This is a genomic window from Paenibacillus caui, from assembly GCF_019904135.1.
Taxonomy (GTDB): Bacteria; Bacillota; Bacilli; order Paenibacillales; family Paenibacillaceae; genus Fontibacillus; species Fontibacillus caui.
Map to the genome: position 1 here is coordinate 116265 of NZ_JAIOGQ010000007.1, position 24234 is coordinate 140498.

General features: G+C 54.0%; 20 protein-coding genes and 1 riboswitch. Of the genes, 3 read left to right on the forward strand and 17 right to left on the reverse strand.

Annotation, left to right across the window (positions count from 1 at the left end):
• Positions 1–14: 14 nt before the first annotated feature.
• The 3 genes from K7397_RS06245 to K7397_RS06255 all read right to left on the reverse strand — a co-directional run bounded on the left by K7397_RS06245 (position 15) and on the right by K7397_RS06255 (position 2192).
• A complete protein-coding gene (locus K7397_RS06245) occupies positions 15–584 on the reverse strand; it encodes a xanthine phosphoribosyltransferase (protein ID WP_223067086.1) in 570 nt (189 codons plus the stop codon).
• Positions 585–738: 154 nt separating this feature from the next.
• Positions 739–839, reverse strand: a riboswitch (purine riboswitch).
• Between the two features lie 65 nt (positions 840–904).
• On the reverse strand, positions 905–1213 hold the full coding sequence (locus tag K7397_RS06250) for a hypothetical protein (protein ID WP_223067087.1): 309 nt from the start codon (positions 1211–1213) through the stop codon (positions 905–907).
• A 265-nt stretch (positions 1214–1478) separates the two neighbouring features.
• Positions 1479–2192 (reverse strand): zinc ribbon domain-containing protein, encoded by a 714-nt coding sequence (locus K7397_RS06255; RefSeq protein ID WP_223067088.1) that lies wholly within the window; start codon positions 2190–2192, stop codon positions 1479–1481.
• Between the two features lie 388 nt (positions 2193–2580).
• On the opposite strand from K7397_RS06255, the gene K7397_RS06260 reads away from it, so the two are divergent.
• A complete protein-coding gene (locus tag K7397_RS06260) occupies positions 2581–3177 on the forward strand; it encodes a GTP pyrophosphokinase (protein WP_223067122.1) in 597 nt (198 codons plus the stop codon).
• A gap of 96 nt (positions 3178–3273) precedes the next feature.
• On the opposite strand, the gene K7397_RS06265 is transcribed toward K7397_RS06260, so the two are convergent.
• The 11 genes from K7397_RS06265 to K7397_RS06315 all read right to left on the reverse strand — a co-directional run bounded on the left by K7397_RS06265 (position 3274) and on the right by K7397_RS06315 (position 17768).
• Positions 3274–3972 carry a hypothetical protein gene (locus tag K7397_RS06265; protein ID WP_223067089.1) on the reverse strand — a complete coding sequence of 233 codons (699 nt, stop codon included), beginning with the start codon at positions 3970–3972 and terminating at the stop codon, positions 3274–3276.
• Positions 3973–4129: 157 nt separating this feature from the next.
• The gene (locus tag K7397_RS06270; RefSeq protein ID WP_223067090.1) at positions 4130–7309 is read right to left on the reverse strand and encodes a DEAD/DEAH box helicase; all 3180 of its coding nucleotides are present in this window, start codon (positions 7307–7309) and stop codon (positions 4130–4132) included.
• A gap of 320 nt (positions 7310–7629) precedes the next feature.
• Entirely contained in the window at positions 7630–8823 is a 1194-nt protein-coding gene (locus K7397_RS06275) for an anhydro-N-acetylmuramic acid kinase (RefSeq protein WP_223067123.1), read from the reverse strand.
• On the reverse strand, positions 8820–10466 hold the full coding sequence (gene nagZ, locus K7397_RS06280) for a beta-N-acetylhexosaminidase (protein ID WP_337926684.1): 1647 nt from the start codon (positions 10464–10466) through the stop codon (positions 8820–8822). The genes K7397_RS06275 and nagZ overlap by 4 nt, the downstream gene beginning before the upstream one ends.
• A 16-nt stretch (positions 10467–10482) precedes the next feature.
• Positions 10483–11655: an exo-beta-N-acetylmuramidase NamZ family protein gene (locus tag K7397_RS06285; protein ID WP_223067091.1), complete on the reverse strand. Its 1173-nt coding sequence runs from the start codon at positions 11653–11655 to the stop codon at positions 10483–10485.
• The gene (locus tag K7397_RS06290) at positions 11655–12347 is read right to left on the reverse strand and encodes a hypothetical protein (RefSeq protein WP_223067092.1); all 693 of its coding nucleotides are present in this window, start codon (positions 12345–12347) and stop codon (positions 11655–11657) included. Before K7397_RS06290 ends, K7397_RS06285 begins: the two co-directional genes overlap by 1 nt.
• Positions 12348–12382: 35 nt before the next feature.
• On the reverse strand, positions 12383–13492 hold the full coding sequence (locus K7397_RS06295) for an ABC transporter ATP-binding protein (protein ID WP_223067093.1): 1110 nt from the start codon (positions 13490–13492) through the stop codon (positions 12383–12385).
• Positions 13493–13504: 12 nt separating this feature from the next.
• Entirely contained in the window at positions 13505–14338 is an 834-nt protein-coding gene (locus K7397_RS06300; RefSeq protein WP_223067094.1) for a carbohydrate ABC transporter permease, read from the reverse strand.
• Between the two features lie 92 nt (positions 14339–14430).
• Positions 14431–15303, reverse strand: a complete 873-nt coding sequence (locus K7397_RS06305) for a carbohydrate ABC transporter permease (protein WP_237690727.1) — start codon at positions 15301–15303, stop codon at positions 14431–14433.
• Between the two features lie 177 nt (positions 15304–15480).
• The gene (locus tag K7397_RS06310; RefSeq protein ID WP_223067095.1) at positions 15481–16836 is read right to left on the reverse strand and encodes an ABC transporter substrate-binding protein; all 1356 of its coding nucleotides are present in this window, start codon (positions 16834–16836) and stop codon (positions 15481–15483) included.
• A gap of 95 nt (positions 16837–16931) precedes the next feature.
• Entirely contained in the window at positions 16932–17768 is an 837-nt protein-coding gene (locus K7397_RS06315) for a MurR/RpiR family transcriptional regulator (RefSeq protein ID WP_223067096.1), read from the reverse strand.
• Positions 17769–18088: 320 nt separating this feature from the next.
• Between K7397_RS06315 and K7397_RS06320 the strand changes: the two genes are divergently transcribed.
• Both K7397_RS06320 and murQ read left to right on the forward strand, forming a co-directional pair.
• Positions 18089–19024, forward strand: a complete 936-nt coding sequence (locus tag K7397_RS06320) for a BadF/BadG/BcrA/BcrD ATPase family protein (protein ID WP_337926687.1) — start codon at positions 18089–18091, stop codon at positions 19022–19024.
• A gap of 59 nt (positions 19025–19083) precedes the next feature.
• Positions 19084–19995, forward strand: a complete 912-nt coding sequence (murQ, locus tag K7397_RS06325) for an N-acetylmuramic acid 6-phosphate etherase (protein WP_223067098.1) — start codon at positions 19084–19086, stop codon at positions 19993–19995.
• Positions 19996–20121: 126 nt separating this feature from the next.
• Here the strand turns inward: murQ and K7397_RS06330 are convergent, their stop codons facing one another.
• From K7397_RS06330 to K7397_RS06340, 3 genes are all read right to left on the reverse strand, one after another.
• Complete coding sequence (locus K7397_RS06330; RefSeq protein WP_223067099.1) at positions 20122–20502, reverse strand: RidA family protein; 381 nt, start codon at positions 20500–20502, stop codon at positions 20122–20124.
• A gap of 45 nt (positions 20503–20547) precedes the next feature.
• A complete protein-coding gene (locus K7397_RS06335; RefSeq protein ID WP_223067100.1) occupies positions 20548–21966 on the reverse strand; it encodes an ATP-binding protein in 1419 nt (472 codons plus the stop codon).
• A 615-nt stretch (positions 21967–22581) separates the two neighbouring features.
• The gene (locus tag K7397_RS06340; protein WP_223067101.1) at positions 22582–24087 is read right to left on the reverse strand and encodes an HD-GYP domain-containing protein; all 1506 of its coding nucleotides are present in this window, start codon (positions 24085–24087) and stop codon (positions 22582–22584) included.
• Between the last annotated feature and the right edge of the window lie 147 nt (positions 24088–24234).

The following is a 24234-nucleotide window of genomic DNA, read 5'->3' on the forward strand; positions in this document are numbered from 1 at the left end:
CAAGCAAGCAAGCGTTATGCCAGGGTGACCGTTCCATTCTCCAGCGATGCTATACGGACCAGCGATTCCACATGATAGCCGGCTTCCGCTAGCAGCCGACCGCCGGGTTGGAACGCCTTTTCGATAACAATACCGATTCCAACTACATGCGCCCCGGCCTGCTCCACAATCCGGGCCAGCCCAAATGCGGCTTCGCCGTTCGCCAGAAAATCGTCAATGATCAGCACCCGGTCATTTTCCGCCAAAAATTTCTTGGATACGGTAATTTCATTCGTCTCCCGCTTGGTGAACGAATAAACCTTCTCCACAAAAATATTGTCTTTGAGCGTAAGCGACTTGTGTTTGCGCGCAAAAATCAGCGGTACATTCAGTTCCAGCGCAGTCATAATGCCCGGAGCGATACCGGAAGATTCGATCGTCAGCACCTTCGTAATTTTCTCCTGCGCGAACAGACGGGTGAACTCCTTACCTACTTCACGCATTAATACCGGATCCATCTGGTGATTCAGGAAGGAATCGACCTTCAGGACATGGTCGCTAAGCACAATGCCTTCCTGCATGACTTTATCGACCAGCAGCTTCATTTCTCATTTCCCCTTTCCATGTTCCGAGTTTCCTTGCCCTCGCATAATGCCGGAAAAAGCAAAAAGCCCGTCTCCCGGAAAATCCGGAAGGCAGGCTTAAGGCGCGAGAGTTATTCCAAAACAGGGCGTGCCCTGCAGGATGCCAGGGCTCCCTGTCAGAACAAGCTTTCCCCGTAGTCCAATCATTTCCGGTGATCTGGTAGAAACATGCAGGCCTATTCCTGCACATATACGAGCAAGTTATATGTCTAACAGGCAAAGTAATGCAATGCTAGAAGTATAACCAAACCAGGCACGGAAATAAAGAGAAAATTTTGAGGCTAGATGGATTTTGGCTTATTTGGAAGCAGGTTCCCGATTAACGATTTCAGATTGTTATCTTCCCATTGTTTATCGTCGTCTCCGGTATCCAGCCGGCGAACGCGAATCTCTTTGTAATCCGCCCCGGCATCGACAGGCGCAAAAGTAAGCCGTTCACGGTCCTCCAGCCTAAGCTTGTATCCCATCTCCTCGAACATGCTCAGAAAATCCTGTTCCGTCGGCGTTTTGCCTTCCTCAAGGAAAATAAGGCCGCGAAGTTCCTTGGCGTCGTCCTCGTGAACCACATCAAAATATACGGTACATTCCATTGCCATCACACTCCGATTTCAGTAGTCGACTTTAATTTCAGCTTATCCATACGTCCCAAATTGCATTCCCGGCCAAAACAACTGCACGAGGCTTGAAAGCAACAAGCCTGTTGTCCCGCTATCCTGAAACTTGCAGCGAAGCAGGAAACCGGCAGTCTACCGGTTAATACGGCGCAAGCCGGGCGATGTCACAGTACAAATAAGGCAAAATGATGACATTCCCGGCTTGCTATGAGCATTTCCATGGATTCGGGAAACGCGGTAATTAAATCTGTTCTGCGCCGCAGTGCGGACACCATTTCGTTCCTTTGGCCAGCGGAGCCGCGCAGATTTGGCACTTGAACTCCGTTTCGCTGGTATGGCTTTGTTCGCTGCCGGATGAATGAGAGCTCATGCTTTCTTTCCAAGTCCGGATTCGCCGGTCCAACTCCTCCTGCCGTTCCCGCTCCCGTTCCAGTTCACGCCGGCGGCGCTCCTCTTCCTCGGACGAAAGGTGCTTCTCCTCCTGCGGTTTCTCCTTGATCAAAGGGCCGCGGTAAACCATGGTCTCGGTCGAGACGGCCGTCTCGCTGCCCGCTTCTTCCTCTTCCCTGCCTTTGCTGGCGGATGAATAGGTGCCGCTGCTTCTGGCTTTAAGCTTGTTGCCGCAATAGGGACAAAATATCGCTTCCTGCGGAACGACCTTCCCGCATTCGCACAAACGTTCGTTCTTCAGGGCGGCGATGCGCGCGCGAATCTCATCCCGCTCTTCGGCGAGCAGGTCGCACGTTTTGGCGAGCTCCATCATTTCCTTTTCCGCCTGGGTCATATCCTTAGCCCGGTATCCCTCATAGAACACCTGCCCCATCCGCTGGTAGTAAATTCCCATTTCACGCTCAATATTTGAGATTTGTGTATTCAGTTTATTGATTTCCATGACACTCTGGGCCCGTTCGCTCGCTTTGTTTGCCCCGCTTTTAATTCGGTCCAAGAACCCCATAAACCCTCATCCTCCTGATCAAAAACGCTTCTGACTTTTGTTTGAGATAATCGCATCTTGCTTATTCAGGCTTTAGGCGATCCGGCAAGCAACCAGCAACCCTTGCAAGCAGTATCGCTGACGTTAATTATAATACCAGATTTCTAACGTTCTGTGAAAATCTGCATACGCCCCCTGCCTGCTGCCTTCCGTTTTTTTGATTTGGCCTTCCAATCCGGGTACAATAGAATTGGCTGTTGACTTCAATTTTCAAATAGGAGAAGATACTTTGACTATATCTAAAGAACAAGGCAAGGACCTGCCGCTGAGCCCTGTTGAGATTCGGGAACTGTGGGAAAAAACCGGAGAAGAGAAGCTTAGCCTGCTGGAAAACTGGAGGCAGCTTCCGATGATGTACCAGATGGCGCTGGAGGAGCTTCAGAACAAAATCAAGCTGATTCAGTCGGAATGGAAGCTTCGGCAGGGCTACAATCCCATCGAGCACGTCAAAACAAGAATCAAGGAACCTGTCAGCATCCTGAAGAAAATGGAGCGCAAGGGACTGGAGCTGTCTTCCGAAAATTTATTCAACAACATTCATGATATTGCCGGGATGCGCATCGTATGCGCCTTCGTTAAAGATATCTACAGTCTGGTCGATCATTTGCAAATGCGCGAAGATCTTCAGGTGATCGAAATCAAGGACTATATCGCAGCGCCAAAGCCTAACGGGTATCAGAGCCTGCATGTGATCGTCGCCGTACCGCTGATCCTGCTCGAGGGACAACGGTCGATCAAGGTCGAAATCCAGCTGCGTACTTTGGCTATGGATTTCTGGGCGAGCATGGAGCATATTCTGTTTTACAAGTATGACAAACAGGTGCCTTCCCATGTCATCAAGGAGCTGACCGAGGCGGCCAAGGCAGCCGACGAGCTTGACAAGAAGATGCTGAGTCTCCGCAAGGAGATTATCGCACTTTCGGAAAATAGTCCTGCCGACGCGTAGCCGCGCCGTTTCCCATTTTAGCCCGGGCACGAAATGAAAGGCCGCCGCTTGCAGCAATGCTGCACAAGCGGCGGCCTTTATTTATGCTCCCCCGTTTTAGGTCCGCCCCGTCTTTCGGGCTCGCTCCGAGGCTCGCTCCGAGACCCGCTCCGCGATCAGGTCCAGGGCGTCCGCAGCAGCAGGAACGCCCGGCAGAAGCTCCGCCAGCACGGCTTTAACGCCGGGGGCGGCAGCGGCGCTGCCCTGCGGCGGCACTTCCCGGCGCCGCGCCTCCCGAAACCGGCTGCCCGGCTCATGCAGCCGCCCCTGCGCGGCGGCCGTCCCGAGCCACTCGGCGATGGACGGTCCCACGCGCGGGGAACGCGCAGCGGCCCCGCTCTGCGGCGGCGGGCCGGGTGCAGCACCGGCGGCGGGTGGCCCGTCGCCCTCCGCGGGCGCGCCACCGGCTGCCCACGCGGCGAAGACGGCGCGGGCCAGCGCCTCAGGCGCCAGGTCCAGCGCCGCCAGGCGCAGCAGCGGGTCGGCGGCCCAGCCGGCCGCGGCCGCTTCCGGGGCTGCCGCCGCGCGCGGGCAGCCGGGCTTGCCGCAGGCGCATGGCGCGCCCTGCGGCGGCGAGGATGGCCCGCCGGGACCGCTCCGCTCGGGTCCCGGGCCATCCCACGGCGGCTCCGGCGGCAGCAGCGCCGCGAGCTCCGCCGGGCAGGGGCCGCCGTCCAGCAAGGCGGCCAGCTCCATCGGCCTGTCCTGCAAATATTGGGTGATGCGCGCCGTCAGGGCCGCATTCCCTTTGCGCACAGGCAGTGTAACCCGGCAGCTTCCTGCAGCTGCGGAAGCCCCTTCTTTTCCTTTCGCTATCGCTCCGGGCGCGGGCCACACCAGATGAAGCTCACCCGGTACAGCTGTCACGCTCACTTGGCCCCTTGATGGTTCTTTCACCATATCCATGCTCCTTCTATAGCTGGCTCCATTCCACAGCTTGCAGTGTAATCAGATCCTGGAGTTCCTCGGTCGACATTTCCGTCAGCCATTGTTCGCCCGAGCCGACAACCTGCTCGGAGAGCGATCTTTTCCGTTCAATCAGCTCATCAATCCGCTCCTCCAGGGTGCCCTGGCAAATCAGCTTGTGCACTTCCACATTTTTCTCCTGTCCGATCCGGAAGACGCGGTCGGTCGCCTGATTCTCAACCGCAGGGTTCCACCAACGGTCATAATGGATCACATGGTTGGCCCGCGTCAGATTAAGGCCGACGCCCCCCGCCTTCAGCGATAGTATGAAGAGAGGCGGTCCCGAACCGTCCTGAAAGGCGCGAACCATGGCGTCTCTTTCCGGCTTATGAACACTCCCGTGCAGAAAGAACGGCTGAAACCCGTAGCGGGTACCGATTTGCCGGGCCAAAAGCTCGCCCATTCGGACATACTGGGTAAAAATAAGCGCCGCTTCTCCGTTCTCGGTTACCGTATCGGTGAGTTCCAGCAGCCGCTCCAGCTTTCCGGACCGGTCAGCGGCGGCAGGCTTCTCAGATTCACCGCGCTGCAGAGCGGGGTGATCGCATATTTGCTTGAGCCGGGTCAAGGAGGACAGCACCATGCCCTTGCGGGCGATGCCGCTGCTGTCCCCGAGCCGGACCAGCAGCTCATCCGTGACGCTTCTGTACAGAGCAGCCTGCTCGGCTGTAAGCGTGCAGTAGGATTTCATTTCTATTTTCTTCGGCAGATCCTTGCGAATGTCCGGATCGCTCTTCAGGCGGCGCAACAGAAACGGGGCCACCAGTTTGCGCAGCTTGGTTAGCGCCTCGGGCCGATTCTCGCTTCCCGGAGCGTACTGGCGCCGGAATGCGGCAGCCGAACCCAAATAACCGGGGTTGAGAAACTGAAATATCGACCAGAGCTCGCCGAGCCGGTTCTCCACCGGCGTTCCGGTCATGGCGATCCGCTGGGGCGCCTTAAGCTTCATGACGCTCTGCGCCTGCTTGGTGCCAAAATTTTTGATGTACTGGGCTTCGTCCAGCACGATGGCGGACCAGACAGCTTCATGCATTTCGGCCGCATCCCGTCCGACGAGCTGATACGTCGTCAGCACCACATCATGCTGCCTGCAGGCGTTCAGAAACGCCTCGCCGTGCAGCCGTTTGCTCCCATGATGAATATAGACGGATAGCTGGGGCGCAAACCGGTTCAGCTCCCGCTGCCAGTTGCCCAGCAGCGACGTCGGGCAAATGATGAGATGCGCATCGGCTCCGCCATTGCCGTTGTCGTTTTCATTGCCGTTGTCGTTGTCACTGTCGTTGCTATTTCTGCTTCCATTTCCATTTCCGTTCCCGTCAAGCATGGCCGTAATCACCTGGACCGTCTTGCCAAGGCCCATGTCATCCGCCAGCAGCGCCCCGAAGCCGAGATCGCGCATCTGCGTCAGCCACTGAAAGCCGCGCTCCTGGTAGGGCCGAAGCGTGCCCTGAAGCGTTCCCGGTACAGGCCTTGGCTTCGAGAGGCCCAAGCCCGTACCTTCGCCCCGAACAAGGAAATCCAGCATGCCTTCCATCTCGAAACCGGCGATATGCAGTCCTTCCCACTGCTCGTCTTCCGCAAGCCCTGAAGCCAGATGCATCAGCTCGCTAAACGTCATGCTGCCTTCTTCATGCTTCTTGATGTACCGCAGAACCTGGCGGATCTCCTTGACATCGATCTCGATCCATTCCCCCTGGAAGAACACCAGCGGCGTCTTGGCCGAAGCCAGCTCCGCAAGCTCCTGTTCGTTCAGGATTTTGCCGTCCAAAGCCGCCTCCATCCTGAAGGACAGCAGCTGCTGAACCCCCAGTCCCGCTTGACGGTCCTGATTTCCGGCCTGGTCCCATTCGCCCATCTTGAGCTTGACTCCGGCGCGCCTTTTGCCTTCCTTCGTCCATTTCGAAGGCATCTGCAGCGTCACGCCGTTCTTGCGCAGCAGCGGAACGGTCCGGGTCAAGAACGGAAACACTTCCTCTTGCCTGAGCTCCGTTCCATCCGGCATTGGGCTGTTCATCGCCTCTCTCACTTCAGGCGAGTATGCCGCTGCCTTGTAGAGACTTGTCAGCAGCTGTATCTTCGCATCCTTGTACACCCTGCCTCCAAGCGTTATATCCGCAGCAGGACTGTTCCAGATGGCGTCCGCAGGCAGCAGCAGCGAGGCGTCTTCACTGCTCTCCGCCCAGAAGGACAGCGTCCAAAACGGATGCTCCTCCCACTGCTCCGGCGGCTCCAGTCTCAGGAACAGCCGGAAGAAGGGATCTTCCCCGGCTGCTTCGCTTCCCAGGGCAGCCGGGGGCAGCCCTCCGGCTGCAGCAATAGCCTGCTTAAGGTCGGCAATTTCCGCGCTGCTCCCCTGGATTTCGGACGGTACGCCTGCACCGGTCAGATTGTTCCACCAGAGTTCGCTCAGGGGAGAGCTGCCCCGTCTGTAGTTGGCGCGGGCATTTCTCAGCCCTTTTCCCAGCTCCCGGACAGCTTCCTGCACTTCACCGTCGATCATTGCCGTCAGAAAGGAATGGAGCACCTGGATCTGCCTTTCCTCTACGGTCTGAAACTCCTCCTCCGCTGCAGACTTGATCTGCGCTAGCCCGACAGGCGGCATATCCGCCGCCAGCAGCCGGAAGCGCTCTTCATCTTCCGGCTGGTCCAGCAGAGGACACCAGACCGCCTGGATGGCCGAAACGCTGCCGCGCCGTCTTCCTCCCGGCGCAAGGCCATCGCGCCAGCCGGGCGCGATCTTCCCGCGCGCAAGCAGCTCAAGCGCAAACAGGGCGGCCTCTCTCCAGTAGCCCATCTCGGCTCCCGGGATGATGCCCTGCGATTCCAGCACGGCGTCGTCCCAATCGAGCAGCATGCCCCACGCCTCCCGCGGCGACAAAGCCAGCCCTTCCAGACTGCGCCCGGTGAGCAGCTTGCGTTCACCGCGCCGCGCCTGTTCCCGGACAGTCACCGCCGGCCATCTCAATTCGGCCAGCCGCAGCGCGGCCTGTTGAAACGGCCGCCCTCCGGAGGCCGTCTGCAAACGCCGCATGGCCAAAGCCCATGCGTCTACTTTTGTTTCCGATATTTCACCCGAGAAGCTGAAGAATACATCACCGAGCCAGATACCATACAAACGTTGATTCATTGCTTTCTCCTGTCTATCTCCGTTTGAGAACTTAATATTATATTATACATCAACTCAGCGGTTTAAAATCAAGAAACAATGAATCTGCGGATACAAGGGCGAAGTATAAGCAAGGAGATTTGGACAGGACAGCTTTAAGCTTTTTTCGTAATTGCCAGATGCCTGATAGCTTGCAAGAAGCTTAAACAGGGTTCGTCTTCAAAAAGAATGGCACAACAAAAAACCAGTCCCACACTTCTCGTGTTCAGACTGGTTTTGCTGATCCGGTTCGGTGGCCCTCGCCGGGCCTCTCGCCGTAATCCGGTTGTATGCACTTGTTATTACCAGGGAAGCGCCAGCTTGCCCATAACGGTAGGCCTTGATGCCCCTGTGGCCGAAGGCAGGTTGTTCGCAATCCCGTGCATGAAATCATTGCCGAGCAGCGCAAAAATAACCGCTTCCTTCGCGTCGTCATCAAACCCCAGTTCCTTCGACGTGAGGATTTTTCGTCCGGGGAGCTCGCGCGCCAGATAGTTCAGCAGCGTCCTGTTTCTGGCTCCCCCGCCGGTCACGATCACTTCATCCACCTGGACTTTCGGAACAACAAACCGCTTATAGCTGTCCGCAATCGATCTGGCGGTGAACAGCGCAGCCGACGCCACGATGTCCTCTTTGCGGCTTACGCCCAGCCTTTCGGCCGCTTCGGCAAACCGGACCGCATACGCCTTGCCGAACAGCTCCCGTCCCGTCGATTTCGGCGGCTCCATTTCAAAATACGGATGGCTCATGCATTCCGAAACGAGCCTTTCGTCAGGCGTGCCCTGCGAGGCCCACCTACCTTCATCATCGTAGGTCAGCCGCCCTTCCGACAGCATAAACACGATTTCATCGATGATCATATTGCCGGGGCCGGTATCGAAGGCGAACACGTCCTTGGGACGGGCATCCGGCGCAAGCGCCGTGCAGTTGCCGATTCCCCCAATATTTTGCAGAATGCGGCCCTTGACCTTGTCCTTGAACAAAATGAGATCCCCGTAGGGGACAAGCGGGGCACCCTGGCCTCCAACAGCCATGTCGGCCGGACGAAAATCGCCGACGACCGGCAGGCCGGTCCGCTTGGCGATGACGGACAAATCCCCGATTTGCAGGGTGGATTTCCCTTGATACGGATCGTCTTCGCTTGCTTCCGGGATATGCCATACGGTCTGACCGTGGGAGCTTACCAGGTCTATGCGCTCCCGCTTAAGACCGGCGCCTTCTATCGCCTTCAGAGCGGCTTCCGCAAACCGCTCGCCGAGATAAGCGTTCATGCCGCACACGGCAGCCACATCGGAATGCTCCAGCGTGCAGAGCTGCTTCAGCCGTTCCCGAAGCCCGGCTTCGATCGGCTCGCTGTGAAAATGAAGCAATTTCGCTTTCGCCGTCAGGCCGCTGCCGTCAATATGGACGATGGCAGCGTCAATGCCATCCAGCGACGTGCCGGACATCAGTCCGATGACTACAGCCTCCTGTTTGCTGCCGAATCCCCCGATCATGGCTTGTTCCACATCCAGCCCGCCGGATACGCTTCACCCAGCGACACCGGAAGGCTGCCTGTGAACGGGATTTTCCCGAGGAGCGCTTTGGCTGTGCTTTCCAGAGCCAGCGGGCGGCTTTCGTAAGCCGCGATGTAGGTGCCGATCTCCGGAAAAGATAGCAGATCGTACGGGCTGCGCAGGGAGACTACGGCCAGCGGCTTGTTCAGCTTGTGCAGTCCCTGAACAAGCGCAATCTGTTCAGGACTGAAGCGCGCATTGTAAGTCGCAATCACAATTTGCTCCACTTCGGGAGCAGCCGCCTTTTGCAGGAGCTCCTCCGCGCAAGCGGAGACCTGCGAAGCAGGCACCGCATAGTCAACCGCTTCAAGTCCAAGAGCGGCCAGCGAAGCTCCGAGGCTGCGGACTCCGTCCGGCTTCAGCGTCTCGTCCACGAGCGTCGCCACCTCTGCCGCAATCGTGATCGCAAGCGTCGGAGCGAGGCGAAGCGGCAGCACGCCGCCCTCATCCTTGACAAGCGTAATGCTGCGCTCGCTGATGCGCTGCGCCACCTTCCGGTGGCTTTCGCTGCCGACCTCGCGGAGCGCTTGTTCCGTCTCTGCGGGGCCTCCTGCGAACAAGCCGCGATTCTCTTTATAATGAAGCAGGCGTCTGACCGAAGCATCAATGCGCTCTTCGCTGATCCGGCCCTCGCGCACCGCTTGCTCCAGCGCTTCAAAGGCGCCCTGCTGACGGTCCCTCCGGTGGCTGATCAGCACCATATCGGCTCCGGCTTCAACAGCCATAACCGCTGCCTCCACCGTGCCGTAATGCTCGGCGATCGCGTTCATTTCCATACAGTCGGTGGTAATAATGCCTTCATAGCCCAGTTCTTCCCGCAGCAGGCCGGTAAGCACCGACCGTGACAGCGTCACCGGCAGCTTCTCCTGCTCCAGCGCCGGGAAATAAATATGAGCCGACATGATCGCATCAACGCCTTCTTCGATAGCCCGTTTGAATGGAACGAGCTCGATTTGCTCCATCCGTTCCCGGTCATGCGAAATCGTCGGCAAGTCCAGATGGGAATCAACATCCGTATCCCCGTGCCCCGGAAAATGCTTGGCCGTCGCGGCTACTCCCGCATTTTGCAGCCCCCGGATGACCGCTGATCCGAAATCGGCCGCCTGCTTTGGCGATTCCCCGTAGGAGCGGACTCCAATGACGGGATTCTGCGGATTGTTGTTGACGTCCAGCACCGGCGCAAAGTTCAGGTTAATGCCCAGGGCGCGAAGTTCCCGGCCGCTGATCCATGCCGATTCATAGGCGTCCTGCACCGAGCCTGCCGCAGCCACCGCCATGGCGCCCGGCATGAGGGCAATGCCTTCCGTAATGCGGGCGACCATGCCGCCCTCCTGATCGATCGAAATCCACAGCGGAAGCTGACCGGCTGCTTTGGCAGCGGACTGCAGGTCGGAAGACAGCTTGCCGATCTGCCGGACCGAGTGCACATTTCTTGCAAAATAAATGACGCCGCCTATCGGATACTCTTCTATTAACCGGCTCATCTCTTCCGTTATCTCCGTGCCTTCAAAGCCGCACAGCAGCATCTGGCCGATCTTCTGACGGAGATCCATGGATGCTATTCGGTCTTCCAGTTGTGTCACTTTCGCTCAAGCCCCCTTATCTTTCGTAAAGCAAATAAGACTTGCGGATCTGCCGCCAGCGTTCTTCGTCCAGATCCCATGCCTCCAATACGGCTTCCAGCCCTTCCTCGTCGGCGATCCGGGCGCGAACATCCTCGCCTCCGGCAAGCAGATCAATGAAATGGCGTCTTCCTCCCGGCGGAGGGGACAGCCACTCGAAACGCTCCGGGTATCCCGATGCAATTTCATGCAGCAGAGCAAGCCCGGTTCGAACCGATTGGTAAAGGTCCGGCTGCGTCACAAACAAGCGAACGCCGCCGCATAATTCGCCCTGATGCTTCGAGAAGGTTGGCGTAATATAAACCGGATGGAAATGAACGCCCGGCTGCCTGCGCTTGTTCATGGCTGCCGCCAGGTCCGCGCCATCGATCCAGGGAGCTCCGATCCATTCGAACGGGCGGGTCGTTCCCCGGCCTTCCGAGACGTTGGTTCCTTCGAACAGGCAGGTTCCCGCATATACCCGAACCGAATCGATCGTCGGAATATTGGGCGAAGGCATCATCCACGGCAGGCCCGTATCGATAAATTCCATCTTCCGGTTCCAACCTTCCATCAGGACCACATCCAAATCGCAGCCGAGCCTCCGCTCGCCATTCACGGCAAGGGCAAGCTCGCCAATTGTCAGACCCGTCCGGATCGGCATGCTCCATGCCCCGACCATCGATTCGAAGCCGGGCTGCAAAATGCCGCCTTCGCAAACGTTGCCGCCGAGCGGATTGGGTCTATCCAGCACGAGCAGGCTTTTCCCATGCTCGGCGCATGCTTCCATGACATAAATCAAAGTGCTTAAGTACGTATAAAAACGGACGCCAAGGTCCTGCATATCGAACAGAATCGTGTCAACGCTTTCCAGCATTGCCGCTGTCGGCTTTTTATACTCTCCATACAGGCTGTAGACAGGAATCCCCAGGGATGGATGGGTTTCATCGCCAAACTTCTCTCCTGCCTGCCGCTGGCCGTACAGACCGTGCTCGCAAGCAAACAGGGCAGTGAGCTCGGCCTGTTTTAGCCCTGAGGCAATATCGATGACAGAGGCAAAATCAGCCGTTATGCCTGTCGGATTGGTTACGAGTCCAAGTCTTCTTCCCCGGATCATCGGGTGATCCAAAGCCGCGAGCCGGTCTGCCCCTGTCTTTACCTTGCACTTCATCACGCCGTTCCTTCTTCCCGAAGGCGCGGAAGCGCGCTTTCGTCCTGCGCCGCCTCATCTTTTCCGAGTACATTGCGGGTCACCTCATACTGATATACCGCCATTGTTCCGGTAAACAGCGCCGCATAACCCACTACCGTGATCATCAGAACCGCCGAAAGAAGCGCCGCCTGTATGGAAGCTCCCAGCGTATAGGAGGGATGGCGGAAGAACAGCTTGACGCTCTCGGCCATCGCCCGAAAAATCCCCATGCCCTCCTGCAGCACCAGTTGGAGCGTATAAAACTGCGATACGAAAGCCATCAGGACAAAGTAAGTCTGGAACACGGCAATGGCCAAGGGCAGCATCCCCGCTCTGCCGCCGTAATACCACCAGGTAGACCATAAAATCAGGATGAGCAGTGAACAAAACAAGCCGAATACCGCAGCGGGAACGAAGCCTTTGGCGGCGCCGACGAATATGTCCTTGATCCGCGATTTTCCGGATTCACGCTTCCGGTAATAGGCATAATACACACCGTAGACGAGCGGCATATACAGCAACGGGATAAGCGCAAGCGCGGCCGGAAGAGGCGCGAGCACCAGCAGCGGTATCAACATACACGAGCTAATGAGGCTGTGAACGGCCACGGTAACGATTTCCCTGTACACTTCACCGCCGGTTTTGATCAGCACGCTGTTCAACTTTCGCATCGTAAGGTCCTTCCTTTCCAGGTGATGGGATGGGTTTAGTCCGAAATTCTCATTTCGGTTTCGGGATCGAAGAAATGGACTTTCCCGAGATCGAGAATAAATGTTTTTTCGAGGCCTACATAGGCTTTGGTCTCCGGATGCACTTTAGCGGTAACGCTCCGCTCGCCTACTTGGAAATAAACGAGATTCTCCGAGCCCAGATGCTCGACAACCTGAACCGATGTCGTCATTTTTCCTTCGACTTTCACATTTTGAACGAAATCCTCGCCATAAATGTCTTCGGGACGAATGCCCAGAATGACCTTTTTCTTGTCATAATCGGCCAGGGATGAGGACAGCATGGATTCAGGCAGTTCAAGGACAGTGCCGTTTACGAGCACCCTGTTCCCGTCCAGCTCCGCATCCATAAAGTTCATGGCCGGAGAGCCAATAAAACCGGCTACAAACATATTCCGAGGTTTGGCATACAGTTCTGTCGGCGAAGCGATCTGCTGGATCGCCCCCTTGTTCATCACCACGATTCGCTCCCCGAGCGTCATGGCCTCCACCTGGTCATGCGTAACGTAGACGATGGTCGCGCCCAGGCGCTTATGCAGCTCCGCCAGCTCTACGCGCATTTGAATCCGCAGCTTCGCATCCAGATTTGAAAGCGGCTCGTCAAACAGAAACACCTGCGGGTCGCGCACGATCGCGCGTCCTACGGCTACACGCTGCCGCTGTCCGCCGGACAGCTCGCGCGGCTTGCGCTCAAGCATGCTCTCCAGGTCAAGAATGGAAGCTGCTTCCTGCACCTTTTGCTCAATATATGCCTTCGGTTTCTTCAGATTGCGAAGCCCGAAGGAAAGATTTTCCCGAATCGTCATATGCGGATACAGTGCGTAATCCTGAAAGACCATGGCAATATCGCGATCCTTCGGATGCAGGTTGTTTACAACCCGGTCGCCGATAATAATATCGCCGCTGCTCTGGTGCTCCAGCCCGGCAATCATCCGCAGCGATGTTGTTTTGCCGCATCCTGAAGGTCCTACAAACACCACAAATTCTTTATCGTTAATTACAAAATCCGAGCCTTCGACGGCCGTAAACGTTCCTTTTTGCTGATCGTGGAATTCTTTGCGCACATTCCGAAATTCTACACGTGCCATAGACCTCTCCTCCTAACCTTTAACTGCTCCGATAGTAATGCCTTGCAGGAAGTAGCGCTGCAGTGAAAAGAACAAGATCATCATCGGCAGAGCGCCTACAGTCGCACCCGCCATAATGGCGCCGTAATCCGTGGACTCCGCGAAAACAAAAGAGGCAAGACCGACTTGAATCGTCCGCATCTCGTCCGAACTGGTAATGAGAAACGGCCAGAAGAAATCATTCCAGGACGTCACGAACGTAAAGATGGCCAGTACCGCGAGCCCCGGCTTCGCGAGAGGCAAAATCACCTTCCAGAAAATTCCGAATTCGCTGCAAGCGTCAATCCGCGCCGCATGGATCAGGGATGTCGGCAGACTGGACATATACTGCTTCATCAGGAAGATATTCCCTACGCTGACCGCTCCAGGGAGAATAATCGCCGTATAGGTATCGCCGAGATTAAAAACATTGATGATCAGAACGTACAAAGGAATCAGAGTAACCTGGGCCGGGATCATCATCGTGCTGAGCAGCACCCAGAATACCGTCTTGCTGCCCGGAAACTTCAGCTTGGCAAAAGCATACCCGGCCAGCGAGCCGAAGAACACATTTGTCGCCGTCAGTACGGCGGAAATGAACACGGAGTTAAACAACCAGCGCCAGGCCGACGTTTTGGAGAAGAATCTCTCAAACGGCGCAACCGACCATATGGACGGAATCATTTGCGGCTTGTATGTAGCCGACAGCGTCGTATCCTGAACTGAGCCGATTATCATCCAATATAGAGGAATAATGGTCACAATCGCCCATAGCCCCAAAATCACGGAAGCGACCGTGACCATTATGATTTTCGATTTTGAATGCATGCGTATGTCACCTCCAGGTTTGCAAACAAACCGCCATTGCCTTTATCAAACATAAATGGCAATCCGGGCGGGCGGACGCCCGGTCAAGCCGATTAATATTCCACATCGCTCGACAGGAATTTGAATTGAATGACCGATACAATAATGATCATGATCGCAAGGACAAAGGATTGCGCCGAAGCCAATCCGAAATCGTAGAACTTGAAAGCCGTGTCGTAAATCAGATAGGCGATCGTCGTTGTCGCGAAGTTAGGTCCGCCATGGGTCATCAAATATACCGATATGAACACCTGAAACGAAGTAATAACCCCTGTAACCAGCAGGTACAAGGTAGTCGGCTTGAGCAGAGGCCACGTAATACGCGCAAATTTGGTCCAGCCGCTGGCATGGTCGATATCCGCCGCTTCATAGAGCGACTTCGGAATCCCGCCCATTGCCGCCAAATACAGAATGATGCCGGCTCCGTGCGAACCGAGCCAGTTCATGAGCATTAAGGAGAACAGCGCCGTGCTGGATTGGCCCAGCCAGATCACCGGATCAATGCCGAACAGCCCGAGAAACCGATTGATCAAACCGGTGCTGGTCGGATCGTAAATGGCGATCCAGACGATGGACAGCGTAACGCCGGAGGCAACTGTCGGCAAATAGAGCGTCGCTTTAAACAGGGTCTGCCATGAATTTTTCATCTGAAAAATAAAATAGGACAGCACAAATGTGATTACAATGTTGACCGGCACGGTGCCGATGGTGAATATGACGGTGTTGCGCATGGATTTCCAGAATACATCGTCCTGAAACAGCGTCTTGTAGTTATTCAGGCCGATCCAGGTCGTATTCATAGGGTTGTAATGCTGGAAACTCATGATCAATGCGGAAATCACCGGATAGAGCGTAAATACGAGAAACAGCAGCACCGGTGCCAGAATAAACAGGTAAGCCCAGCCATAATCCCGGCAAAAGCGCATGAACGCTGATGATGAACTTCGTGATGCAACGGTAGTCCGCACCTGCTCTTCCTCCTTCATCAATAAAATCGGCTAATCCAACTAGCCTGAACAAGCACTTCTATTCCATTTTGAACAAAAAGGGGGAAGCAGACACCGTATCCCTTCATGGTGATGACCGCTTCCCCCCATACAAGGTTATTGTCCCAGCATTTGTTTGCCTTTGCTGCTAAATTCTTCGGTAATCGCATCCGGTGTTTTCTCGCCGGCATACAGCGCCTGCATATTAGGCAGGGCAACCTGATTCTTGAATTGCTTCATTTGAGCTGCCTTGGCAATGTCCAGCTTCAGCGTTACAGGCATGGACATATTCTCGGCCATCTTCTTGGCAGCGTCCAGCGTTTCTTGCGATGCAAGTCCCTTGTCCTTGAACATTTCAGCTTGGGATTTGCGCACAAACGGCAGAGCAAGTTCGTTGGCAGAGTTGCCCGCTTCGGCACCGCTCAGAGCTTCCATGACGAGGAATACGTTCTTAGCGTGTTCTTCGCCTTTATCCTTCTTCTGCTTAAAGGCGAGATATCCTTCCGCACCCATCGTTGTTTTAGCAGGAGCATTGTCGTTATGAGGCACAGGCAGAAGCACGAAATCGATCTTCTCGCCTTGAAGCTTGCCGGCATCAATGTCCTTGTTCCGGTTCTGAATCATAACGTCATAATAAGGAATCGATTTGGAGATGATGGCAGTCTGTCCGGCATAGAACATGTCTGTACGTTTCTTAGGATCAATAGCTGCCGTTTCTTTCGGCATATAGCCCTTGCTGATCAGATTCTGGATAAAGGTCAGCGTTTGCTTGATCCGGTCGTCGTTCCATTGGAATTGACCATTCTCATCAAGGACGTCCGGCATATTGTTGTTGCGCGTCAGCATTTCAATGAAATCCATCGAAGTTCCGTCCGTAACCAGCGCGTACTGGGTGCTGCCGTCCGGAAGCTTCTTGGTCAGCTTGGCGGCATCTGCCGTAAATTCCGACCAGGTCCATCCATTCTGCTGAATGCTCTTCCAGTCGATCCCGGCTTCTTCGAGGATGCGTTTGTTAGCTCCCCATGCCCATTCAAACTGGTACAGCGGCAGTCCGTACTGCTTGCCACCGATTTGCGCGAGTTCCAAAGTGCCAGGCAGATAATCGTCCTTGATTTCCTGCGTCATATAGGAGTCCAGCGGCAGGGCCAGCCCTGTATTCACATAGGAACCGTCTACGCCGTGAAAATAAAGATCGGGCGGATTCCCCGCATTCAAGGCAACGTCGAATTTCTGTGGTCCTTCTGCCCAGGACAGCATTTCCGTCTGAACGGTAATTTCCGGATGCTCTTTGTTGAAATTGGCTACCAGCTGCTTCAGATCGTCTTCATAAGTACCGTGTACCGGATAAGTCCATACAACAACAGTGTCCTTCTTCTTCCCGTCAGCCGCGGTACCTCCGCTATCCTTGCCGCAAGCTGTCGTCAAGAGCAGCAGCATGGCTGCCGCCGCAAGCATAATCCCCTTTTTTCTCATTCCTTTCATCTCCCTCGCTCGATGTGAATTAGAACAAACCACCCTATCGTAACAGCTAAAAAAATATGTTCAATCCGTTCGCATCAGCGTCCGGTTTAAACCTCTCTTATGGCCTGTCTGCTCCGCTCCAGATACTCAAGGGAACGGTCGTAATCCCGGCTTGCCACTCCCAGATACAAAATGTCGATCAGATTAAGCTGCGTCATCCGCGAGGCCATCGCCCCGCTTCGGATTTCGTTCTCAGTCGACGTAGTAAAGAGCGGGATATCGGCTGCCTTTGACAACGTTGAATTTCCATATTTCGTAATGCTGATTACGGTGCTGCCGTTGCCTTTGGCGATCTTGGCGGCTCGAATGACGGCCTCCGTCTCTCCCGAGTAGGAAATGCAGACAGCTGCATCTTCAGGCGTCAGCGTAACGGCTGACGTTAACTGCAGGTGCGGGTCGGCAAAAGACAGGCTGGTCTTGTCAATCCGCAGAAACTTCTGCTGGGCATCCATGGCGATCAGGTTTGATGCGCCTACGCCAAAAAAGTAGATTCGCTTCGCCTGACGAAGGAGGGTTACGGCCTTCTCCACAAGCTGATCATCCAGAATTTTGAGCGTATCGCGAATGGACTGGATATTGTTATTGGATACATTCTGAATAATTTCGGCGATCCCGTCATTGGGACGGATCTCCTGGTATCCCGGCGCTCCGGGATCCTGCAAATCCCCGGCTACTTTCAGCTTCAGGTCCTGATAGCCTTTGAAGCCGAGCGTCTTGCAAAGCCGAATGATGGCCGCCTGGCTGGCCCCGCTTCGTGAAGCCAGTTCAGCTACCGAAAGGTCTATCATTTCCTCGGGACGTTCCAATATGAAAGCCGCGATTTTATGCTCCGAAGGATTCAAGGTTTCATATACTTCCCGAATCCGTACCAGCCCACCGTTCATAAACCCTCTCCTTCCTTTCCGATTCCTATTTGCTTCGCTTGCCGCACTCATTCATGTTAGATAACATGACTTATAGAGTTATTTTTATTGCGTTTTGTTTGTTGAATTTATTATAGGCGCGATGAAATAATATTTCAATATGTATTTTGTTCTTTAAAATTTTATTTTACAACCCCCTTTAATTCTCATATACTTATAAAATAATCCCCACCAAGTGACGCAAGGTTCTCCGATCTTGTGACGATTGCTTGCGGGGAGCAGGAAAACGAAAATAAGCTGTCATATCAACTAAATATCAGATCGGGGGAGTAAGCTTGAATGTGTACATCGGGATCGATGGCGGCGGCTCCAAGACAGAAGCCTATGCTATAGATGAAGAAGGAAATCGCCTTTGTTCATTGCTCGCCGGTCCGACTAACCCCCATGCCTCATCACCTGAATCCGCCGTTCAAGAGCTGATCCGGCTGCTCGACGGAATATTCGACAAATTAGACAATTCTCAGCATTTATGTAAAGGTCTATGCCTGGCAATGTCAGGTATTAGCGAAACTACAGAAAAGCGCTTCATTACAGCAGCGCTTCAAAGCTATCAGAATGATAGGGGTTATGCCTTCCCGGTCGAGATCAGCTCGGAAGGCGAAATCTCGCTTATGGCGGCAACGGGCCATGTTCACGGCGTTCTCGTCATTTCAGGCACGGGATCCATCGTGTACGGCTTCTCGCCTGACGGGGACAAATTCCGGGCAGGCGGATGGGGGCACTTGCTCGGCGATGAAGGAAGCGGGTACCAGATCGGGCTCCGCACACTAAGAATGGTCATGCGAAGTTATGACGGCGTTATTCCCCCTACCAGGCTTACACCGGCAGTTGTTCATTCATGCGCGTTATCCGGACCGCAGCAGCTGCGGGAATATATTTACCGTCCCGAAGTAGGAAAGGCTGAAATTGCCGCCTTCGCCCGTGTCTGTATCGCAGCGGCGGAAGATGGAGACCCTGCTGCCGCTGAAATCATAATTGGCGAAGCGGAGGCTCTGGCCCATACGACGGCCGCATTGATGGAGAGATATCCGAAATTGCAGCAATATCAAATCGTCACCGCCGGCTCGATCTTCAAGCATTCTCGTCTATTTGCCAGGCATTTTCAGGCGAAAACCGGGGAACTGGTTCCATCCGCCGCTTTTAAAGAGACGGGGCCGACCCTTTCGCCAGCCGCAGGCGCGGCCCTGCTGGCCAAACAATTATTCCAAGGAGCCTAAGCCCTTCATTTCATTTCGGAAAGAAAGGGCACTATTAACAGCAAAGGGGATGAAGCCTCATGGAGCATATTTTAAGCAGTCTGACTACCGAGCAGCCCAATGAGAATACTGAAAATATCGACCAATTAAGTTCAGAGGAAATCATGTATCTGATTAACGCCGAAGATAGACAAATCGCCGATCATGTAAGAACGATTATTCCGCAGATCGCCAAGGCTGCCGATATGATTGTAGAGTCGTTTCGGGCAGGGGGCAGACTGTTCTATGTCGGAGCCGGCACAAGCGGCCGAATCGGCATTCTGGACGCATCCGAATGCCCGCCCACTTTCGGGACGGACCCTTCCATGGTCCAGGGCCTGATCGCCGGCGGATTCAAGGCCGTGAAGGATCCGGTAGAAGGCGCCGAAGACAGCGAGAAGCTCGGGAAAGACGATATTGACAGCCACGCTGTAGGCAGCTCCGATGTCATTGTCGGCATTGCCGCAAGCGGAAGAACCCCTTATGTTATCGGAGCCATGAAACGCGCGGCAGAGCTTGGAGCCTCGGTCGTAGGGCTCAGCAACAATGCCGGAACTCCAATGAAGGATTACGCCGACCTGATGATTGAAGCTCCGGTCGGTCCCGAGGTTATTCTCGGCTCGACGCGCATGAAATCGGGTACCGCCCAAAAAATGATCCTGAACATGCTGACCACGACATCCATGATCCGGATCGGTAAAGTATACCGGAATTTGATGGTTGACTTGAATCCTTCCAACGAGAAGCTCGTATTTCGTGCGAAACGGATTATCGGCATGGCTACGCATGCCGAGGATGAACAAATTGAACAGGCTTTCGCCAATTCCGGCGGTCATGTCAAGACCGCGATTGTGATGATTATGGCAGGAGTGAATGCAGAGGAAGCGCGTCTGCTGCTGGAGAAATCAGGCGGGTTCGTACGCGCGGCAATCGAGGAACGAATGCAATTTTAATTCATCCTATAGGCCGGTATCTTCCGTTCAGATACCGGCCTTCTCTTTTTCTAGCGTATAGAGCAAACAGCCCCGCCGGATCGTTCAATTCCTGCAGGACTGTTTGCCGTTTACCGGACAAGCCGGCTATTTTTTAAGCGCAATGACCTCGATTTCCACCAAACCATCCTTCGGGAGCCGGGCTACTTCCACCGCGCTGCGCGCCGGGTGAGGCTCATTGAAGAATGTGCTGTAAACCTCATTCATTTTCGCAAAATCATTCATATCTTTCAGAAATACGGTCGTCTTGATCACCTTGTCCAGCCCGCTGCCGGAAGCCTCCAGAATAGCCTGAACATTCCGCAGAGATTGTGCGGTTTGAGCCGAAACTCCTTCCGCCAGCTCTCCTGTTGCAGGATCGAGCCCAAGCTGCCCCGATGTATAGACCAGGTCTCCGATGTCTATGCCCTGGGAATAAGGCCCGATCGCACCGGGAGCTTTATTTGTGGCGATTGTATTTTTTTCCATAACGATATCCCATCCTTTGCATCAAATTAAACCATAGATATTGTATCACTTTAGCGGCAAATAAAGCGAGAACGTGCTTCCGGCGCCCTTCGTGCTCTCAACGCGGATGAAACCGCCGAGCAGCTTGGCCAAATCCCGGCTAATGGACAAGCCCAGGCCTGTGCCGCCATATTTTCGGCTGATTGTTCCATCGGCCTGCTTAAAGGCCTCGAAGATCAAATGATGCTTATCCTCAGGAATGCCGATCCCTGTATCCTTGACATCAAAGACGATCCAGTCTCCCTTTAGCAGGCCGGCCTCTTCCGGCTTTCTCATGGTGAGCTCGACGGCGCCCTCTTCCGTAAATTTGAAAGCGTTTGACAGCAGGTTGCGCAGAATTTGCTGAACCCGCTGACCATCCGTATGGATCGACTGGGGAAGGCTTTCGTCCAGGTGAATTTCAAATGCAATGCCTTTCCGGTCCGCCAGATGTTCAAAATGGAAGTACAGCAGCTCCGGTATTTCGCGGAGACTGACCTCTTCGCTCACAATGTCCAGACGGCCGGCCTCCACCTTCGACAGATCCAAAATATCATTGATCAATTGAAGAAGCTCCTGGCCCGACTTAAAAATAATTTCGCCGTAAACGGCTGTACCGCCGTCCTCTTCTTGTCCATCTGCGCTGTCCTGTTGGCCGTTTTCCTTAATGAGCTGCGCCAGGTTCATGATGCTGTTAAGCGGGGTCCGCAGTTCATGAGACATATTCGCGAGAAACTCCGATTTGTATTGGGAAGCGAGCATCAGCTGCTTGGCCCTCTCTTCCAGCACGATCTTCGCTTTATGAAGCTCCTCGGTTTGCCGCCGCATCAGCGCATTCGTTTCCTTCAGCTCGCGGCTGTGCATTCTCTCCAGTTGAAAGTCCCGGAACATGAATACAAAACCGGCGCTGAGCACCAAAGACAAGAAAAGCGTTGCCGGCATCATATGCACCATATAATAACCGAAAGGAATCACGCCGAGAATGGCGATATTCAGTGTATTGACGAGGTTAATCGCAGCGATGAAGATGACAGCCTGAAAGGTATAGCGCATTTTCCTGCGCTCCATCCACCATTTCAGCAGGGCCGCCAGAGCGCCCAGAATCACCAGATTCACACACCCTGCAATCGAGGCGTCATTCACACCGAACAGCAATCGGCATAGTCCGATCCCCGTCCCAATCACAAACAGCGTTCCCGGGTTCGAGTAGCTTAACGCAGCAATAATGAGCGGAACGAACCGCAGATCAAAAATAACATCCTTGCCAAAATCCAGGCCGAATTTCATGGACAGCCAACCGGAGAAAATAACGAGGATCACTGAAGATACATATTTGATCTTGCTCGAAGTCTTCGCAAAGACGTATTTGTAAACCAGATTGGCCAGATAAGCGATAGTTACCAAAATGCCCAAATTAATAGCAAAAGCATGTCCCATATTACCCATTCATCCAATCACTCCCGGCAGCAAGCAGAAACGGACAAGTCCCCATGCATGACGATGGCCGCTCCAGCGAGAAATAAAGAAGTATACAGAGGCATAGCTTATACGTTCTTCTATTTACAAACTCAAATTTAATCAAAAAAAGTTACAAATTGTAATAACTTTATATTTCACATCATATCATGAAGCCGAAGCCGTGAACACTCATAATTGAAAAAGATTCTCATGAACCCGATTTCACAGGTTATGTTTAAATGCATATAAAAAGAACAAAGACACAAATCGTTATACCCGATTTGCGCCTTTGTTCATCAAGAGCGACCACGGAGAATGAGGCCATTTCCAGCCCCGCTTTCTCTTGCTCTTTGCCTTATATACGTGACTGACGGGCTCCTGCCCTTTCGCCCTATATTCTCAGAATCCTTTAGTTATGGATTTGGATTTACCCTTTCCAAAGCGGCGTGAATCGAATGTCGCTGCTCTCTTAAGCAAAACGGGGGCTGTCCCTTCAAGCGGTAAAAACCGCTTCTGGGACAGCCCCCGTAGGGCACTTTCTTTGAGCGTATTTAAGATACGAGCCTTGCCCTAATTGCTCTAATTTGCGCTAATCACGCCGAATCAGGAAAGGTCCTTCTTCTGTCTGTAGTCCTTTACGAACAAGCCCGCAAAATACGGATCCCACTGCGTTCCTCTTCCTCTATCCAGAATATCTATCGCCGTATCCGTATCCATGCCTTTTCTGTACGGCCTGTTGGAGGTCATGGCGTCAAAGGCGTCGGCTACGGCTATGATTCTTCCGAACAAAGGAATTCCTTCTCCTTGGAGCCCGTCCGGGTAACCAAGGCCGTCATACCTTTCATGGTGGGAACGGACTCCGGGAAGAATCGGCGCCATAGCGTCCATCGGCTCAATCCGCTTCAGGATCATCTCTCCCTGCATCGGATGCTGCTTGATTTGATTGAATTCCTCATCCGTCAGAACGCCCTCTTTGAGCAGAACGGAGTCTCTCGTTCCGATCTTCCCGATATCGTGCAGAAGGGCCGATCTCCGAAGCTCGTCCATCGTTTGTTCCGGCAGCTTCGCCAGCATGCCGATATGCATCGCGTATTCGGCTACCCGCTGCGAATGCCCTGCCGTATATGGATCGCGCGCATCCAGCGCCGCGGCGAGAGTTGCAAAATAGCTTTCGATCAGCTGATCATTGCGGGAATTTTGAACTTTTATGCCTTCCAGCATATGATTGAATCCCGAAACCAGCCTGGAGAATTCATCAGAGAACAGGTCCCTCGCGCGTGTATGCAAATCTCCGGCCTTGACTTTGGCCATCACTTCAAAAAGGTGCTGGATGGGGCGTTCCATCTCACGGGTCAAAAACCAGGAGCCCGCATAGGAGAAAGCCAGGCCAATGAGCAGGATCACGCCTGCCCATTGCCAGTATGTATTGTCCGAATAATTCCATCCGCCGAGTTCAAACTGAACTACGATGCTGTACAGCAGAACCGGAAATATCCCGATCAAAAAAGCGCTGAGCTGAAATTTGCGCCTGATGGGCACCATGACTTGCCCGTCCAGGGAAATTCGGCGGCCGTATTCCCGCAGGCTCATTTTATAAGCTTCCTCAATGACAGGCCTGCAGGCCCAGGAAGTCAAATAGAATTCAATCAGCGCATGCATTAAGGCAATCAGCGCCGTCCCGCCCAAAGCGAAAACGATATAGTAGGCGGGTAACGACAAGATATCCAAATGTATCGACCATAGCATGAGCAGTACCGTCGGAATGGACAGACTGGCAAAATGGGGGCCTGCAATCCGTTTTACCGACAAAACCGGCAAACGATGAATATGCTTATAGATCTCCCTAAAGCGCTCCCAGTCACCGGCCCCCTGTTTAAACAGCCCGCTGACGGGCTTCAGATCGCGAATGAACACGAGTATATCAACTGATACCATGATCATCATGGAGATAAACAGGATCCCTGATAACAACCATAGTTCATGATTCGAAAAGCTGAGGCTGCTGAGGCTGCTGAAGCTGATGATACCGCTCGCCCCAACCACCACAATGAAGGAACCGATCAGGTAATTTAAGATTAGACGTCTAATAAATGTCTGGTAGACTTCCAAAAGGGTGTTCCTTCTTTCTGCAGTCAATCTTCGGTCAAATTAGTTCTCCATCTTTATTATCGGCAAAAGGAACCCGATTGTTGACAGGAAGAAGCGATTTCTTTTTCAGCGAAAATAGAGGCGCTGGCATCCTTCTTCAAGCATATG